Annotated in this window: 12 protein-coding genes; 6 read left to right on the forward strand and 6 right to left on the reverse strand. The window is 42.8% G+C overall.

Features of this window, described 5'->3' with window-relative positions; genetic code table 11:
- Positions 1-8: 8 nt before the first annotated feature.
- From IM792_RS03915 to IM792_RS03930, 4 genes are all read right to left on the reverse strand, one after another.
- Positions 9-698, reverse strand: a complete 690-nt coding sequence (locus IM792_RS03915; protein ID WP_194100444.1) for a hypothetical protein — start codon at positions 696-698, stop codon at positions 9-11.
- A 23-nt stretch (positions 699-721) separates the two neighbouring features.
- A complete protein-coding gene (locus IM792_RS03920; RefSeq protein WP_194100446.1) occupies positions 722-2,248 on the reverse strand; it encodes a RagB/SusD family nutrient uptake outer membrane protein in 1,527 nt (508 codons plus the stop codon).
- 11 nt (positions 2,249-2,259) lie between these two features.
- Positions 2,260-5,346 carry a SusC/RagA family TonB-linked outer membrane protein gene (locus IM792_RS03925; RefSeq protein WP_194100448.1) on the reverse strand — a complete coding sequence of 1,029 codons (3,087 nt, stop codon included), beginning with the start codon at positions 5,344-5,346 and terminating at the stop codon, positions 2,260-2,262.
- Positions 5,347-5,743: 397 nt separating this feature from the next.
- On the reverse strand, positions 5,744-6,229 hold the full coding sequence (locus IM792_RS03930) for a DUF6702 family protein (RefSeq protein ID WP_194100449.1): 486 nt from the start codon (positions 6,227-6,229) through the stop codon (positions 5,744-5,746).
- Between the two features lie 117 nt (positions 6,230-6,346).
- On the opposite strand from IM792_RS03930, the gene IM792_RS03935 reads away from it, so the two are divergent.
- The 3 genes from IM792_RS03935 (at position 6,347) to IM792_RS03945 (ending at position 11,034) form a co-directional block, all read left to right on the forward strand.
- Positions 6,347-6,928, forward strand: coding sequence for a HupE/UreJ family protein (locus IM792_RS03935; protein WP_194100451.1), 582 nt, complete (start codon positions 6,347-6,349; stop codon positions 6,926-6,928).
- Between the two features lie 40 nt (positions 6,929-6,968).
- Entirely contained in the window at positions 6,969-9,371 is a 2,403-nt protein-coding gene (locus IM792_RS03940; protein WP_194100452.1) for a M1 family metallopeptidase, read from the forward strand.
- Between the two features lie 148 nt (positions 9,372-9,519).
- Complete coding sequence (locus tag IM792_RS03945) at positions 9,520-11,034, forward strand: M20/M25/M40 family metallo-hydrolase (protein ID WP_194100454.1); 1,515 nt, start codon at positions 9,520-9,522, stop codon at positions 11,032-11,034.
- A 40-nt stretch (positions 11,035-11,074) separates the two neighbouring features.
- Here the strand turns inward: IM792_RS03945 and IM792_RS03950 are convergent, their stop codons facing one another.
- Positions 11,075-11,992 carry a LysR family transcriptional regulator gene (locus IM792_RS03950; protein ID WP_194100455.1) on the reverse strand — a complete coding sequence of 306 codons (918 nt, stop codon included), beginning with the start codon at positions 11,990-11,992 and terminating at the stop codon, positions 11,075-11,077.
- 93 nt (positions 11,993-12,085) lie between these two features.
- Here IM792_RS03950 and IM792_RS03955 point away from each other — a divergent pair, with 93 nt between their 5' ends.
- Positions 12,086-12,706 carry an NAD(P)H-dependent oxidoreductase gene (locus IM792_RS03955; protein ID WP_194100457.1) on the forward strand — a complete coding sequence of 207 codons (621 nt, stop codon included), beginning with the start codon at positions 12,086-12,088 and terminating at the stop codon, positions 12,704-12,706.
- Between the two features lie 90 nt (positions 12,707-12,796).
- Here the strand turns inward: IM792_RS03955 and IM792_RS03960 are convergent, their stop codons facing one another.
- Positions 12,797-13,288 (reverse strand): YajQ family cyclic di-GMP-binding protein, encoded by a 492-nt coding sequence (locus IM792_RS03960; RefSeq protein WP_194100459.1) that lies wholly within the window; start codon positions 13,286-13,288, stop codon positions 12,797-12,799.
- 145 nt (positions 13,289-13,433) lie between these two features.
- Here IM792_RS03960 and ppk1 point away from each other — a divergent pair, with 145 nt between their 5' ends.
- Together ppk1 and IM792_RS03970 are read left to right on the forward strand one after the other, a co-directional pair.
- Positions 13,434-15,482, forward strand: a complete 2,049-nt coding sequence (gene ppk1, locus IM792_RS03965; protein WP_194100460.1) for a polyphosphate kinase 1 — start codon at positions 13,434-13,436, stop codon at positions 15,480-15,482.
- Positions 15,483-15,484: 2 nt separating this feature from the next.
- Positions 15,485-16,372: an exopolyphosphatase gene (locus IM792_RS03970; RefSeq protein ID WP_194100467.1), complete on the forward strand. Its 888-nt coding sequence runs from the start codon at positions 15,485-15,487 to the stop codon at positions 16,370-16,372.
- The last annotated feature ends 90 nt before the right edge of the window (positions 16,373-16,462 follow it).

Here is a 16,462-nt window from a genome sequence, read left to right on the forward strand (position 1 = left end):
ATGGATGATTAATTCCCAAGGGATTGTGCGTTGAAAAATAACCTGTGGTTACCATCAATTACATGTACAACTCCTGTTCGTGTAATAATGCCTGATGTTTGGCAATCAACAGCCTGGTCTTTTTGATTGTCAGGTATAGCTTCCGGGTCGGGCTCCTGATCATCGCGTGTACCACGTATCTTTACATAGTTTACGTAATCCACATGATCTAAAAAGCTGCTATAATCAAACGTGCGGCGAAATTTGATCATGTACGTAACATTGCTTGGTGGGGTGGTTAGCAACGTAGGGTATACCTGCCCCGATACGGTGATCACATCACGATTGATCTTGCCCTCAAAAAGATACGTTTTCATGGAGTCGGCTAGTTCGGTTGCCGGTATATCATTAATACCAAACTCAAAGTTTTCATTACCTATCTCTATGGCCTTTTGATTCTTTTTTGCAGATACATAAGGTGCAATACTGTAATTTGTGGTGGCAAAAAAGGTAACATTGCTGTTCACCACATCCTTTAAGCCGGCATGGTCAATTATTTTAACCAGCGAGTCAAACTGTGGTTTTGATTTCAAAAAGTCATACGTGGTCATATCAACATAGGGGTTGCTTTTGCCGCCATCATTCTTGTAATCATCTTTTTTACATGCGCTCGTCAGGGCCACCATCGCGCATATCATTAATCCTAAATATTTTTTCATAACTATATTCAATTAAGTTAATGTTATACTCTGCCTAACCAGTAAGTAGTTTGTTTAAGGTTAGGGTTTTGCCTGAATAATGCCGGGTCAATAGGGAAGTAGTAGCCCTCTAATCTGAAGCGCTGCTCGGTAAGCCAATCTACAACGTTGCCGTATTTGCGGGTGCGTAACAGATCGTAAAACAACTGCCCTTCCAAATACAATTCGCGGCCGCGTTCAACAATGTATTCATCCATAACCTCATCTTTAGTAAGATTGCTGGCCAGCAGTGTAGGGGTGGGGCTATGTTTGGTGCGCGATGCGTTGATGATGTTTATAGCGGTAGGTACATCATTTCTGTACAGGGCTATTTCTGCCTTTAACAGGCTAATGTCGCTCAGGCGAAACACGATCATATTGTTACTCAGGAATGGATCAAGCTTTTGGCCGGGGTTACGATAAATAATGTTGGCGTATTTAACACACATCGGTTTTTCGGTAGTGGTTAAGGCGAAGTTCTTTTTAAAGCGAACATCAGTAGTATCATTATCCGGAAAATGTGAGCGTAAAAAGCTCGGGGTTACAAACATGCGCGGATTGTTGGTGCCATTGTTTATGTAGCTTGAGTTAAGAAAGTACATACCAATTGAACCCGATGAACCCTCAAGGGTATTCTCGCTCATGTTTATCTCAAATATCCCTTCAGATGAACGGCCTACAAAAATATTCTTGTAGTTAGCAGTGTCAGTAAGGGTATAACCACCGTTGGCAACCAAGGCATTGATGGTAGTATCGGCGCTGTTAACATCGGTCATGTTCACGTTGTCAGTACTTACATCAAGCATGGTTGCACGCCACAGGTACAGGTGGGTTAGTAAGGCATAAGCCGCACCACGGTTGGCCGTTACTTTAGCATCGCCTACGTTATCGTATCGCCAGGTTAGTAAATTGATGGCACGGTGGCAATCATCCTCTATCATTTTCATTACCTCAGCTTTAGGGCTGCGTGGTAATTGTGGCGCATTGATCGGGTCGTCATAAGCCGCGGTAACAACAGGCACATCGCCCCAAACACGTACCATCATAAAATAACTCAGCGCACGTAAAAAATAAGCCTGGCCCATTATGTTGTTACGGAAGGCGGTGGGGTTGTCAACATCATCAAATTGCTCGTCGGTCATCTTCTCAACGTTTTTGAGCACGATGTTCGACATGGCTACCGACTTAAAATACAAGGTGTAATTAGCCAGCGAATTCAGATTATATTGAAAGGTGAAATCGCCACCCTGTATGCCCTCTAAACCATCGCCGGTATACTGTATGGTAAAGTAGTTTTTGGCAATAGCATCGCCATACATGTAATAGCGGTTGGCTTTATTGCTCATGGCATTACGCAACAAGGCATAGTTACCTGCAATGGCGTTACGCGCATCTTGCGATGTTTTCCAGTAAACATCAAGGTATGTTGAATTTTTGGGTTCCTGTTCGAGTAGTTTTTTACATGAACTGAAGGTTGATAATGCCGCTATGCAACCTATCACACTTACTGCTTTATATATTGTTCTCATCATGATCATGTTAATTAAAGTTGAATATCAAGGCCTAAAGTGATCTTTTTGGGTATTGGGTAACCAGCGCCGTTGTACTCACCATAAGGGTTTACAGCTTCGGCATCAGGTAAGCGGCTTGATTGCTGGAACATTTTAACGTTATCCATAATGCCGTATACCCTTAATCGGTTTATGCCTATCTTTCTTAAAAATGTAGGTTTAAGATCATAAGACAGTTTTACACTCTTGATACGGAAATAGCCACCTTTTTCAAGGAAGAAGGTTTGAGCGCCTGTATAATAGTAGCGGTAGGTGCCTATATCGTATTTAGCGTATTGGGCATTATCTCCGGGCATGCGCCAAATGTTCAGCTTGCTGAAATCGGGCATCGAATAATAGGCAAACCTGTTGATTGGGTCACCGTCAGTCGTGTTCGAAAACCTGTCAGACTCGAACAGGTTAAGCACATCCCTGTCAAAAGTAAAGGTTGAGAAAATGCTTAAGCTGAAATTCTTGTAGTTAAAGTCGTTTGTCCAACCGCCGGTAAATTTAGGGTTAGGGTCACCTATCGGCACTTTATCCGGGTTTATGCCATCGTTAAATATGTCGATGAAGTAATCACCGTCCAGATCGGCCAGGTAAAAGTCGCCCGCGTTGTATGTGCCGTTGCTGTTGCGATAGCGCTCGCCGGTGTAAGGATTAACAGGGATGCTCTCAATGTTAGGGAACACACCTAAAGTTTGGTATAAGTAAAACGCGTTAATTGGTGAACCTACTGAAAGGATGTGCGATTTATCAAACCTGTCGCCGCTCATTACCAGGTCACGGTTGCCATTCGGCAAATTCATAATGCGGTTTTTGTTGTAGGTAAGATTCAGGCGCGAATACCATCTGAAGGTACCTTCGAGCGGATTAGCCGATATGGTTAAGTCGACACCCGAGTTACGTACACCAATAGCGTTGGTAAGTGCCAGATCATAACCGGTTGTTACCGGCAGATCCACACTGAATAGTTGTAATGACGATTCCTTATTGTACACATCTAACGATACCGCGTACTTACCGTTCTTGATCTCGATATCTGTACCAATGTTCCATTGTTTTGAGCGCTCCCAGCTTAGGCTGCTTTGTGCCGCGCCATCATAAAAGTTTGGTGTAATGGCTGTAACACCGTTGTATGATGTAGCGCCGCCATTGCCTTCAAAGCCGCCATTGTTTACGTTGTAAAGGTTGTATTGCAGGTAGTTGCTTTGTGGTAAACTACCCGATGTACCGATACTGGCTCTTAACTTTAATAGCGTGAACGGATTGTTCTCATTATCTTTCATAAATGCTTCTTCAGAGATCAGCCAACCCACCGAGGCAGAAGGGAAGAAACCCCATTTATGATTTTTACCAAAGCGCGATGAACCATCGGTACGTGCGCTGGCTGATACCATGTAGCGGCTATCAAAATCATAACTGGCACGGCCGTAATATGATAACAGACCGTAAGCCTGGTAATCAGAACTCGCCCCAATTTTTGATTGCTGGAAACCACGTACGGTTTGAATATTATCAGATGGACCATTGTAGCCTGAAGCTATTGTAGTTTGAAACTGATTATACAAAATATCCTGACCGGCTACACCGCTAATGGTGTGTTTGCCAATGGTATTGTTATAGGTAAAAAATGTAGAGGTGCTTGCCTGCATACCCGCATCGGCATAGCTGTAAGCATAGTTACCCTGGCCATTTTGCAGCAGGCTGCTGCGGCTAAGATCGCGGCGGGCATTGGTTTGCAGGAATGATGATTGCGAATTCAATGTTAAATGTTTGTTGAATTCGTAAGCAAGGTTTAAGTTGAAAGTTAGCTGGTTGCTTATGTTTTTATCAAGGTTAGCATTATAAGCACCTAAGTAATAGTCTTTTTTATCGTCAGATAAATTAAATAACGATGATGGCATACTGCCAGCGCCCAGGCTTATTGGGCTTGCGTTATCACCATTACCACGCGCTTTGTCTGACCGTGAATAGGCAATGATCGGGTTAATCATCAGCTTATTGTTCATGGCATGTGAGGTTAGGTTTAACCTGCCCGAGTAGCGTTTAAAGCCCGTAGCTTTGATAATACCTTCCTCGTTATAATAACCACCGCTAAAGCGATATACCATGTTACCGGCACCGCCTCCGCTTAAACCCAGGTCAACGTTAGATATTTTACCGGTTTGGTAAAAAAGATCCTGCCAGTCGGTATTGCCATTATATGCTTCGTTCAAGCTGTCGGTAAGCATGTAGGGTAATTGCCTTAACTGATCGTAATTCAACTGGCTTTGCAGTATGGCCATTTTTTGGCGACGTTCCTCGGCACCTAAAGTAACATCCCTTAATTGAGGGCGCTGGGTAATACCGTAGTAGGTATTCAATGTTACTTTCGGATCACCCGATATACCTTTTTTGGTAGTGATCAATATAACGCCGTTTGCCGCGCGCGAGCCATATATCGCCGCTGCTGATGCATCCTTCAATACGTCAATGGTTTCAATATCATTAGGGTTTATACCCGCCAAAAAGTTGGCACCTGTACCTGTACCGGGGCCAACGTAATCCTCGGTAGGTTGTGGCACGTTATCAACCACGTAAAGCGGACTGTTAACCACATTATATTCGTTATAACCACGGCTAACCAATGAGTTGCCACGAACAGATACTGTTGGTGTGGCACCCGGCTGGCCTGAAAAGTTTTGCACGTTAACACCCGATAAACGGCCTTGAAGTAATTGATCAAAACTCGCGGCCGGTAGGTTGGCTATCTCTTTTGCTGAAAGGCTGGATACCGCCGCGGTCGATTTTTTACGGGCTATTTTTTGATAACCGATCAAAACCACCTCGCTAAGCTGCTGCGGGTTATCTTTTAATGATACTTTGATGGTTGTTTTTGAGCCCACCTCAATTTCGGCGGGTAAAAAACCAACAAAGGTTACCAGTATAACCGGGTTGGATGTTGTGGTTTTTAAGGAAAACTCGCCTTGAGCATTGGTTGAGGTAGTGGCTGTGCCGCCTTTTTCTTTTACGGTAGCTCCGGGTACGGCAAGGTTGTCTTTATCAACTACCGTACCTTTTAACACCGTTTGCGCCATTGTGCTTTTGGGGATCAACCAGCACAAAAAGCCGCACACAACCAAGAAGCTCTTGAGAAATGTAAATCTTTTTGTCATAAATTAATTGTTGCGATGGTGAAAGATTTTTGAATTATTATCTCAAATCTATCTCCGTACGCATCCAATTTTTTTGAGAATATTATCTCAAAGTGGCTCTATCTTAACCATTTTGTTACATTTCATTATTCGATATTAACAATGTGATAATATTTAATTACTTAGGGATAAGAAATTGCTATAAAAAAGATAAAACGAATTATCATTTGTAACAGGTATGATACAAATCGGGGCGTGTTATAGTAAGAGAATTACAATCAAGCGGATCGTTTTATGTAAATATGGTGGGAGTACGTATGAATACTATTTACAGGGTAGCTCAAAATGTTTGGCTTACCTGTGTTTGAGGATAATCTACCTTGGTGGTTTTTCTGTTGCCGTTAACAGTTATATGTACAATATTCATCTGATCATCGTACATATCATACAACAAATTAATATTGCCATCAACACGTTTAGGGGCGGGCGCTGTGTCCGATTCAAGGTAAACATTCACAACTTCCTTAACCTTTTCAAAACCAAGGTAATTGAATTTGGTTGTTGCAGCGTTATTCTTTAACTGTACATGATGAGCTACGTAGTCACTTACCAATTTATCCATCGCGTCGTGTACTTTAGGTTCGGTCAGGTCCACTTTAACCTTGTATTGTTTGCTTAGCACGGCTTCAAAATCATCGGTAAATATGGTGCATATCACTTCAAACTTTTTATCCTTGCCATTATAGTTTACATCAGTAGTGCTAACGTGCAGCGGATGAAAGGCTGTGTTAAGTGCTGATTTTGTGGCAGTGGTGCCAAATATCATGTAACAAAATAATAGCGATTGGATAAATAATGCGTACATACAGCCTGCTCCGGTTCCTTTTTTAACAAAAACCGTTAAATTTAGGTTTTATTATTTAGTTAAAGCCGATATTTCAATTTGCAGGATCTCTATTTTTATTTTGCTTTAGGCTGGGAGCACATCATCAGTGCCGGTGCGCTCGATCATCAGTTATTTATTTTAGCCTTAGTAGCGGTATACACCTTTGCCGATATTAAAAAGGTATTGATATTGGTAACGGCCTTCACCATAGGCCATTCGTTAACGCTGGTGCTCAGCGTGCTTGATGTTTTCAGGTTTGATAGTAAATGGGTGGAGTTTTTAATTCCCTGTACCATTTTTATAACCGCGCTCAACAATCTGTTTAATCTTAAGGCTGCATCCAACGGTAAGGCACGATCAAACTATTATCTTGCCCTGGGCTTCGGGTTGATACACGGTATGGGCTTTGCTAATGCCATCAGGGTAATGCTCGCTAAGGATCAGGCTTTGGGCTGGGGGCTTTTCGGTTTCAACGTCGGCCTTGAAGCAGGGCAGATAGTTGTTGTTGCCGTATTGCTGACAGTAACCATGTTGGTACTTCAATTCAGCAAAATAAAAAGGCGCGATTGGGTGTTTTTCCTGTCGGCAGGTGTTTTCGCTTTAACATTGCAGATGGCGCTTGAACGATTGCCGTTTTAATTTACTTAATTTGCATTAACTGAACTCATTAATATACACCATGAAGAAACTATTTACCACAGTAGTTATCCTTTCGTCGATAGCAGGGGCAACCTTCGCTCAGGACATACAAAACAACCCTGGCAGCAACCACGGTAATAAGTTTGAACAATTGGGCACTATTTTAACAACACCCAACGAACAACGTACAGCAAGCGGTGCACCGGGCGTAAAGTACTGGCAGCAACGTGCCGACTACAACATTAAATGCGAGCTTGATGAAAAAGCGCAAAAGCTTACCGGTACCGAAACCATTACCTACTTCAACAACTCGCCCGATCCGCTGGATTATATTTGGATGCAGTTGGATGAGAACGAGCACAATAATCTTAAAAACGCCAACTACCAGTCGAGCTCATCAATGCCAAGGGCTGCAACCCTGCAAATGATCGATAAGGGTATCACTTCGGCTAAAGATAATGGCTATGGCTTCAACATCATTAAACTTACGGATGCTACGGGTAAAGCCTTAAAATATACCGTTAACAAAACCATGATGCGTATTGATCTGCCGGTGGTTTTAAAACCAGGCCAGCAATATGTATTCACCGTTAACTGGACGTATAATATATCTGACCGGATGACCTATGGCGGTCGCGGTGGTTATGAATACTTCCCGGAAGATAAAAATTACCTGTTCACTATGGCGCAATGGTATCCGCGTTTGTGTGTGTATAGCGATTTTCAGGGCTGGCAAAACCATCAGTTCACCGGTCGTGGCGAGTTCGCATTAACCTTTGGTAACTTCCGTGTACAGATGACTGTTCCGGCTGACCATATTGTTGGTGGTACGGGTGAATGTATCAACTACAGCGCGGTATTAAATCAAACACAACTGGCTCGTTATCAAAAAGCCAAAACAGCTACCGCGCCTGTAGAAGTAGTAACCCTTGCCGAAGCTAAAAAAGCTGAAACATCGCCGATTGCAACTAAAAAGACCTGGGTATTCCAGGCCAACAACGTTCGCGATTTTGCCTGGACATCATCACGTAAATTTGTATGGGATGCCATGGGGCAGAAAATCGAAGGCAGGAATGTGATGTGCATGAGCTACTTTGGTAAGGAGGCTTACAATCTGTATAGCAAATTTTCAACCCGTGCCGTAGCGCATACCATCAAAACATATTCTGACTTTACTATTCCTTACCCTTACCCTGTAGCGCAAAGTGTTGAGGCGGCCAACGGTATGGAGTACCCAATGATATGCTTTAACTATGGCCGTACCGAAAAGGACGGAACCTACAGCGAAAGCACCAAGAACGGTATGCTGGGCGTGGTTATACATGAGGTTGGCCACAACTTTTTCCCGATGATTGTTAACAGCGATGAGCGCCAGTGGACATGGATGGACGAAGGCCTTAACTCGTTTGTTGAGTATTTGACCGAAGAACTTTGGGACAACAAATTTCCGGTTAAAAAAGGGGCTGCTTATACCATTGTTGACTACATGAAGCTGCCAAAAGATGAACTGGAGCCGATCATGACAAACTCTGAAAATATTGTTCGTTTTGGCCCTAACGCTTATTCAAAACCGGCTACAGGTTTAAATATACTGCGCGAAACCATTATGGGGCGTGAGTTATTTGATTACGCATTTAAAACATACGCTAAACGCTGGGCATTCAAACACCCAACACCAGCCGACTTATTCCGCACAATGGAAGATGCCAGTGGCGAGGACCTGGATTGGTTTTGGAGAGGCTGGTTCTACGGTACCGATCCGGTGGATATAGCGCTTGATTCAGTAAAATCAGCCCGTGCCGATCTGGCTGCTAAGCAACTCCCGGGTGGTGGTATGCGTCGTGGCCCGGCCAAGGTTGATCCACCTGCCGTAAACAGCTTCGAGGATATATCTAAGATATTGAACCGTCAGGATAAAGGCATCAAGTTCTATACCGACCGTGATACTGCCGCGCGCGATTTTTACTGGAAGTATGATCGTGGTTTAGCGTCGGTAGATACTAATAAATATAACGATAAGGTTAAAGCTACCGCCGCAGCTCAATCGCCATCAAGCATGTTAGATACGCCGACTGATGAGGATGTACAGAAATATGGCAGCAAATATTTTTACGAGCTATCATTCACCAATAAAGGCGGTATGGTAATGCCGATCATTGTTGAGTTTACCTTTAAGGATGGCAGCAAACAAACAGACCGTATACCGGCACAGATATGGCGCCATAACGAAAAGCATGTAAGTAAATTCTACGTGCAGGATAAAGAGGTGGCATCCATCAAGCTCGACCCAATGCGCGAAACTGCCGATATTGATGAAAGCAATAACTACTGGGGTTCAATGCCGCAGCCATCAAAATTCCAGCTGTTCAAGCTTAAATCAGGTGGGCCGGTGCGTGGGCAATCAACTGGAGTTAACCCAATGCAGGTTACAGCCACTAAGTAATATTTTATGCTATGATATTAAGCCGCCGGTACAGCTACCGGCGGCTTTTCTTTTTGATTGTAAGTTGATTATATTTATCAAATAATCCCTTAAGCCAATGAGATCACTCATCACCACCGCACTACATAGTGCAATCTGTTTAGCTTTAATGTCGACCGTTGCAATGGCCCAAAATGAGCCGGATACCGCGGTTTTTAATAGAATTAAGACGGCAGAGTTAAACAGCTCGCAAATACCACAGATAGCACATTATCTGACTGATGTATCCGGCCCGCGTTTGGCTAACTCTCAAGGGTATAAACGCGCAGCTAATTGGGCGGTATCAACCATGAAAAAATGGGGATTAGCGAATGCCGGCCTGGAGGAGTGGGGTGAGTTTGGTAAACAGTGGGATATAGATGATTTTAGTATAAATATGAAAGTGCCTTATGTGGCTCCGCTACGGGCATATCCAAACCCATGGTCGGCCAATACTAAAGGTGTGCAGCAAGGGAAGGTGCAGGTGTTATCGCCACAGCAATATACGGATACCACATACATAGCCCTACACGCATCTGAATTTAAAGGCAAATGGCTGCTTGTCGCGGGTAATGCACCAAAAAGCGACAGTAAGTTTAAGCCGGTTGCAGGCAGGTTAGCTGATACAGCTCTCGCCAATATGAAAGATACCTACATGGTAAAACGTGAGGAGATAGAGGGTTTTGTAAAATACATCGATATATACAAAAAGCTTGATAAGATGATCGAGAATAGTGGTGCCCTGGGCGTGATCACCGCGGGCAGATCAAATGCGGATGGAGCGGTGTTTGTGCAGGCATACGGCGGGTACCGTGTAAACGATCCGGAAGGGATACCTCAACTGAGCATGGCTGTAGAGGATGGGCAACGCATTAAGCGCCTTATCGCATCAGGGCATCCGGTAGAGGTAGCCATCAATATAAAAAGTGTAACATCTACTGCCGATACAAAGGGGTATAATGTTATTGCCGAGATACCCGGTACTGATCCTAAGCTAAAATCAGAAGTGGTAATGCTGGGCGGTCACCTCGACTCGTGGCAGGCCGCTACAGGCGCTACTGATAATGCCGCAGGTTGTATTGTGATGATGGAAGCCGTGAGGTTGCTTGATTCATTGGGCCTTAAACCTAAACGTACCATACGTATAGCTTTGTGGGATGGAGAAGAACAAGGGCTTTACGGCTCGTACGGTTATGTGAAAAAACACTTTATGGATGCTGCCAAGTTCAAGGCAAAACCAGAGCAGGCAAAAATTTCTGCTTATTTTAACCTTGATAACGGTACAGGTAAGATACGTGGCATTTTTACGCAGAACAACAAGGATGTTGCCCCAATATTTACACAATGGTTAAAGCCATTTAACAGTTTGTGCGCATCAACTGTAACATTGAGTAATACCGGCTCAACAGATCATATATCATTCGATTGGGCAGGCATACCGGCTTTTCAGTTTATACAGGATGAAATAGATTATGAAACCCGCACACACCATAGCAACCTTGATGACTACGACCATTTACAGATCGACGATCTGAAGCAGGCGGCCATAATAGTAGCTTCGTTTGTTTATCAAACCAGTATACGCACGCAAATGCTACCGCGTAAACCATTAAAAAAAGAAACCTTTGTGTTTGAGGGGTTATGATAAACGGTTTGATAGCAGCTATGCTTTCATATAGCTGCTATCATGCTTCCAATAATTCAGTAGTCGACATTTCCTTTTCAAAAATCTCCTCAATTTGTTTTATTTCTTCGGCGTACATGGTTTTTTTACGGGCGGCGAAATACAAGGTATTCTCAATAATATTATGCCCCTGCCATAGCGGAAATATCTGTCCTTTTTCGATCTCTCTTTTTGACAGAAAATCAGGTATCACGGCCAAACCCGAGTTACCATTCAGGCAGCGTATTATCGAACTCAAATTAGGCACAATAAAGTTGGGCTTAAAACCCGGGCGCTTACCAAAGTTTTGATGCCAAAAGCGGCGCAAGTGTTCCATATCTCCGGCGGTGCCGTACCAGGTTTGGGTTTGCAGCCAGTCTTCGGCAGCGCTGTAATTGGCGGCGGCAATGTGTTGTTTAAATATCGTCGCATCGGTTTGGTTCCCTGCTACCAGCATTATGCGTTCTTTAGAAAATGCTTTGAACTGCAAATTCTTGTAATCTCCTTTTTGCGGGGTAATGATCATATCCAGCACGCCATTATCCAGATCGCTCAACATCTCTGGGTATTCGCCAAACTTAATAATAACGTTAAACGGCAGCTTGGGTAAATACGGCTCCAATGTAAACTGGAACGTTTCAAAGCACATACCTATGCTGATGGTTGGCTTCTCCTTTTCGGTTGTACGGCTAAACAGTTCTTCAGCTTTTTCAAGTTTTAGCATTGGCTCGAGCACAAAGTTGTAAAGCACTTTGGCGCGCTCGGTAGGCACCATGCGCCTCGAACTACGGTCGAACAATTTATATCCCACATAATTCTCCAATGAACTTAAATGTAAGCTTACACCGGGTTGAGAAATATACAACTTGTCGGCTGCTCCGGTAAGTGAGCCGGTTTCATATATCGCCTTAAAGGTTCTGAACCATTCGAGATTGGTCATGTCTGTTATTATTTTAATAATACAAATGTATAAATTATATTATTTTAATTATGAATTAGCTGTAGGTAACTTTGTTCAACAATCAAAGTAAAAATGGAAACTAAAAAGATATTCATTATAAACGGTGGCCAGGTATTTGGTCATTCAGGCGGTCGTTTTAATAAAACATTGTTCGAGGCAACTAAGGCTTTCTTTAATAACAAACCCGAGTTTGAGGTTCAGTATACCGACATAAATGAGGCATACGATGCAAGGGCAGAGGTTGATAAATTTGTATGGGCCGATGTAATCATTTACCACACACCTGTTTGGTGGTTTCAGTTACCTCACGGTTTCAAGCAATATATTGATGAGGTATTTACCGAAGGCCATGCCACGGGTATTTATCATAGCGATGGTCGCTCGTCAGCCAATCCCGAGATAAATTACGGTACCGGCGGCATGATGCATGGTACAAAGTATATGCTCACCACATCATGGAATGCCCCGGCTACAGCCTTTACCTTACCCGGCGAGTTTTTCAATGAGCGCAGTGTTGATGACGGCCCGTTATTCGGCTTTCACCGCATGAATGCCTTTACAGGCATGGAACCTTTGGAGAGCATCCACTTTCACGACGTTGAAAAGAATGCGGACATACCAGGTGATATGCAACGCTACGAAGCGCATCTGAATAAACTATTCATAGCTAACGATGCCGAAGTTGCAGCTTAATTCTATAGCGTAAAATTGTTAATGTGTGATAACAACAAAGCCCGGACTTATTATAAGTACCGGGCTTTGCGCTTTATGTAGTAATTAGTATTAGCTACGCATATTGATGTATTGCAAGGGCTGGCCAAAATCGCCACCGCGACACAGGCTGATCACGGCTTGCAGGTCATCCAGCTTTTTGCCTTGTACACGCACCTGGTCATCCATTATAGATGCCTGTACTTTCAGGCCGCTGTCCTTTATTGCCTTAACGATCTTTTTGGCGGCTTCTTTGTCAATACCTTCCTTAACCGTTATCTCCTTACGTATCATGTTACCGGCGGCATAGTGCTCTTTGCCAAAGTCTAACGCTTTAGCGTCAAGGCCCTGCTTCATCATACGGCTAATGATAGAGTCGGTTATGGCCTTAAGGCGCATATCGTTCTCAGTAACAATGGTTATCTCATTGGTTTTCTTATCCAGATCAACGGTGCTTTTCGAGTCGTTAAAATCATAACGGTTCAATATCTCCTTTTTAGCGTTGTTTATCGCGTTGTCGAGGGTTTGCCCGTCTATCTTACTTACAATATCAAATGATGGCATATTGGTAGTGTTTAGGCTGCAAAAATAAAACAAAAACCCGACTATAAAACTTAATAAAGAACGATACTAACAATGAGTTAATACTAAATTAACAAATAAATAAGCACATTTGTCAATTCGGCTGCGAAGCCGGGTTGTTTACTATATGGATGCCAAACAGATACCTTTAACTAATCGTGAAATAAGCTGGTTATATTTTAATGACCGTGTGTTGCAGGAGGCCGCAGACCCAACTGTACCGCTGATAGACCGCATCCGATTTTTGGCTATCTTTTCGTCCAACCTTGATGAGTTTTACCGTGTACGTGTAGCTACATTGAACCGCCTGGCTAACCTCAATCAAAAATCAAAACAGATATTAGGTTACAATCCCAAAAAGCTGCTTAATCAGATAAAGAACATCGTAGTTAAGCAGGAACGTAAATTCAATAACCTGTACGAGAATATCATCATCAAACAACTTGCCGAAGAAAAGATATTTATACTTGACGAAAAGCAATTGAACGTAGCCCGCGGTAACTTTGTTAAGAGTTACTTTCGCGAAAAGCTGCTATCAACACTGGTGCCCATTATGCTTATTGATGGAGCGCAGTTACCGGAGTTAAAGGATAGGGCTATTTACTTTTTTGTAAAGCTTACTAAAAATAAAAAATCGCGCTACGCGCTTATCGAATTTCCAGATAACCTGTCGAGGTTCGTGGTGCTGCCCGAAACTAATAACTTAAAGTTCATTATCCTGCTGGATGATATTATCAGGTACAATCTGGAGGATATGTTCTTCATATTTGATCATGATAGTATTGAAGCCTATTCTATACAGCTAACCCGGGATGCCGAGCTGGATCTGGATAAGGAATTGAGTGAAAAGTTTATCGACGCGTTATCAAAAAGCCTGGTAAAGCGTAAAAAAGGTAAACCCATGCGTTTACTTTATGATACCGATATGCCTGCCGATATGTTGCAGCACCTGGTAGGTAAAATGGGTTTGCATGGCGAAAGTATGATACCCGGCAGCCGCTATCATAATTTTAAGGATTTTATAAAATTCCCCAATGTTGGCAGGCCGGAGTTGGAGTATAATAAATACCCGGCATTACCGGTAAATGATCTGTCGTTCGGCAAAAGTTTGATGGGGCTTATCGCTAAAAAGGATTATCTGATAAGCAACCCCTATCAGTCGTTTGATTATATTATCCACTTTTTACGTGAGGCGGCTATTGATCCGAAGGTAAAGGAGATCAGCATATCTGTATACCGCTTGGCTGATAACTCAAGGGTTGTACACGCGCTGATAAACGCTGCCAAAAATGGTAAAAAAGTAACCTGTTTGGTTGAGCTACGTGCCCGTTTTGATGAGCAGAACAATATACACTGGAGTAACCGTTTAGAGGAAGAAGGCGTACGGGTAGTATACGGTATACCAGGTTACAAAGTACACTCAAAAATATGTTTGGTTACCAGGCTTGAAAAAAGTAAGCTGGTACATTATGCCTGCCTTTCAACGGGTAACTTTAATGAGAAAACAGCCCAGATATATGCCGACCATACGCTGTTCACGGTCAATAAAAAAATTACTGATGAACTCGCGGAGGTTTTTAAGGGCATAAATAAAGGCATTTTGCCTAAAGGCTTTAAAAACCTGATAGTATCACCTATAGATTCGCGCCCTGCCATTTACAGGCTTATTGATAACGAGATAAAGAATGCCAAAGCAGGCAAAGAGGCTTACATGATATTTAAGATGAACAGCCTTGCTGATGAGCAAATGATCGAAAAATTGTATCAGGCCAGCAATGCAGGAGTGAAGATACAGATGATAGTGAGAGGAATGTGCTGTTTGGTACCGGGTGTAAAGGGATACAGCGAAAACATCAGCGTGATAAGCATTGTAGATAAGTATCTTGAACATGCCCGCGTGCATGTATACTGCAACGGCGGTAATGAGTTGATCTATCTGACCTCTGCTGATTTCATGACCCGTAACATTGATAACAGGGTAGAGGTTGGTTTCCCGATATTTGATGAAAATTTGAAAAAAGAGGTTCGGGATATTATAGACCTGCAATTGGCGGATAATACTAAATCGCGCGATATAACATCAACTAACAGCAATAAATACCATCGTACACGGAACGTTAACCCGCACCGTGCACAAATTGACATATATAATTATCTTAAAAACAAAAATATCTAGAAGTGAGATACGCCGCTATTGACATAGGATCGAACGCAGTACGATTGCTCATTGCCGAGATCGTTGAAAATAACCATTCGGTATCATTCAAAAAAAACACCCTTGTGCGTGTACCATTAAGGTTGGGCGACGACGCGTTTTTGAATCAGCATCTTTCTGAAAGAAAATCAGCCGATCTGATCAAAACCATGCAGGCGTTCAGTAACCTGATAGATGTTTACAAGGTAACCGATTACATGGCATGTGCTACATCGGCCATGCGCGAAGCTAAGAACGGCCCGGATGTGGTTGCACAAATAAAAGAAAAAGCAGGTATTGATCTGGAGATAGTACACGGTCAAAAAGAAGCGAAGATCATTTACGATAGTCATGCCGAGCAGGAGATAGATAAAAGCAAGAACTATCTTTATATTGATGTAGGTGGTGGTAGTACCGAACTGTCGTTATTTTCGGCAGGGGAGCTGATCGCTTCGCACTCATTCAACCTGGGTACCATACGCATACTCGATAATCAGGATAAGGAAGAAACCTGGGAAGAAATGCGCGAATTCATCCGTAAGCATACCCGTGGTTTTAAGGATATTGCAGGTATAGGCACAGGCGGCAACATCAACAAATTATATCGCCTTGCTGAGCAGAAAGATAAATCGCCGATGCCTTTCAATAAGCTGAAATCGCTGTATAGCTATCTGAGCTCATTCTCGTTGAAAGATAGGATAAATGTATTAGGCCTGAACCATGATCGCGCTGACGTTATTATCCCCGCCTGTGAGATATACATAACAGTAATGAAAACCGCTGGTATTAAGCAAATTTACGTACCGAGTGTAGGTATGGTTGATGGTATAATTCAAACCCTGATAGAGAAAAATTTCCCTCAATACCGATAAGAAATTATTTGAAAATAAATTATTAAGTTATTGTAAAAATCTTAGTATATTTGTGGTACCCTTTAATAGGGTATGTTTTTCATAGGTAGA

The organism is Mucilaginibacter sp. JRF (assembly GCF_015223065.1).
GTDB lineage: Bacteria > Bacteroidota > Bacteroidia > Sphingobacteriales > Sphingobacteriaceae > Mucilaginibacter.

Excerpts from the sequence above, each read along its gene's own strand:
- IM792_RS03930 (WP_194100449.1), bottom strand. The coding sequence starts at position 6,229 with ATGATATTTGGCACCACTGCCACAAAATCAGCACTTAACACAGCCTTT.
- IM792_RS03940 (WP_194100452.1), top strand. The coding sequence starts at position 6,969 with ATGAAGAAACTATTTACCACAGTAGTTATCCTTTCGTCGATAGCAGGG.
- IM792_RS03955 (WP_194100457.1), top strand. The coding sequence starts at position 12,086 with ATGGAAACTAAAAAGATATTCATTATAAACGGTGGCCAGGTATTTGGT.
- IM792_RS03920 (WP_194100446.1), bottom strand. The coding sequence starts at position 2,248 with ATGATGAGAACAATATATAAAGCAGTAAGTGTGATAGGTTGCATAGCG.
- IM792_RS03950 (WP_194100455.1), bottom strand. The coding sequence starts at position 11,992 with ATGACCAATCTCGAATGGTTCAGAACCTTTAAGGCGATATATGAAACC.
- IM792_RS03925 (WP_194100448.1), bottom strand. The coding sequence starts at position 5,346 with ATGGCGCAAACGGTGTTAAAAGGTACGGTAGTTGATAAAGACAACCTT.
- IM792_RS03960 (WP_194100459.1), bottom strand. The coding sequence starts at position 13,288 with ATGCCATCATTTGATATTGTAAGTAAGATAGACGGGCAAACCCTCGAC.
- IM792_RS03945 (WP_194100454.1), top strand. The coding sequence starts at position 9,520 with ATGTCGACCGTTGCAATGGCCCAAAATGAGCCGGATACCGCGGTTTTT.
- IM792_RS03915 (WP_194100444.1), bottom strand. The coding sequence starts at position 698 with ATGAAAAAATATTTAGGATTAATGATATGCGCGATGGTGGCCCTGACG.
- ppk1 (WP_194100460.1), top strand. The coding sequence starts at position 13,434 with ATGGATGCCAAACAGATACCTTTAACTAATCGTGAAATAAGCTGGTTA.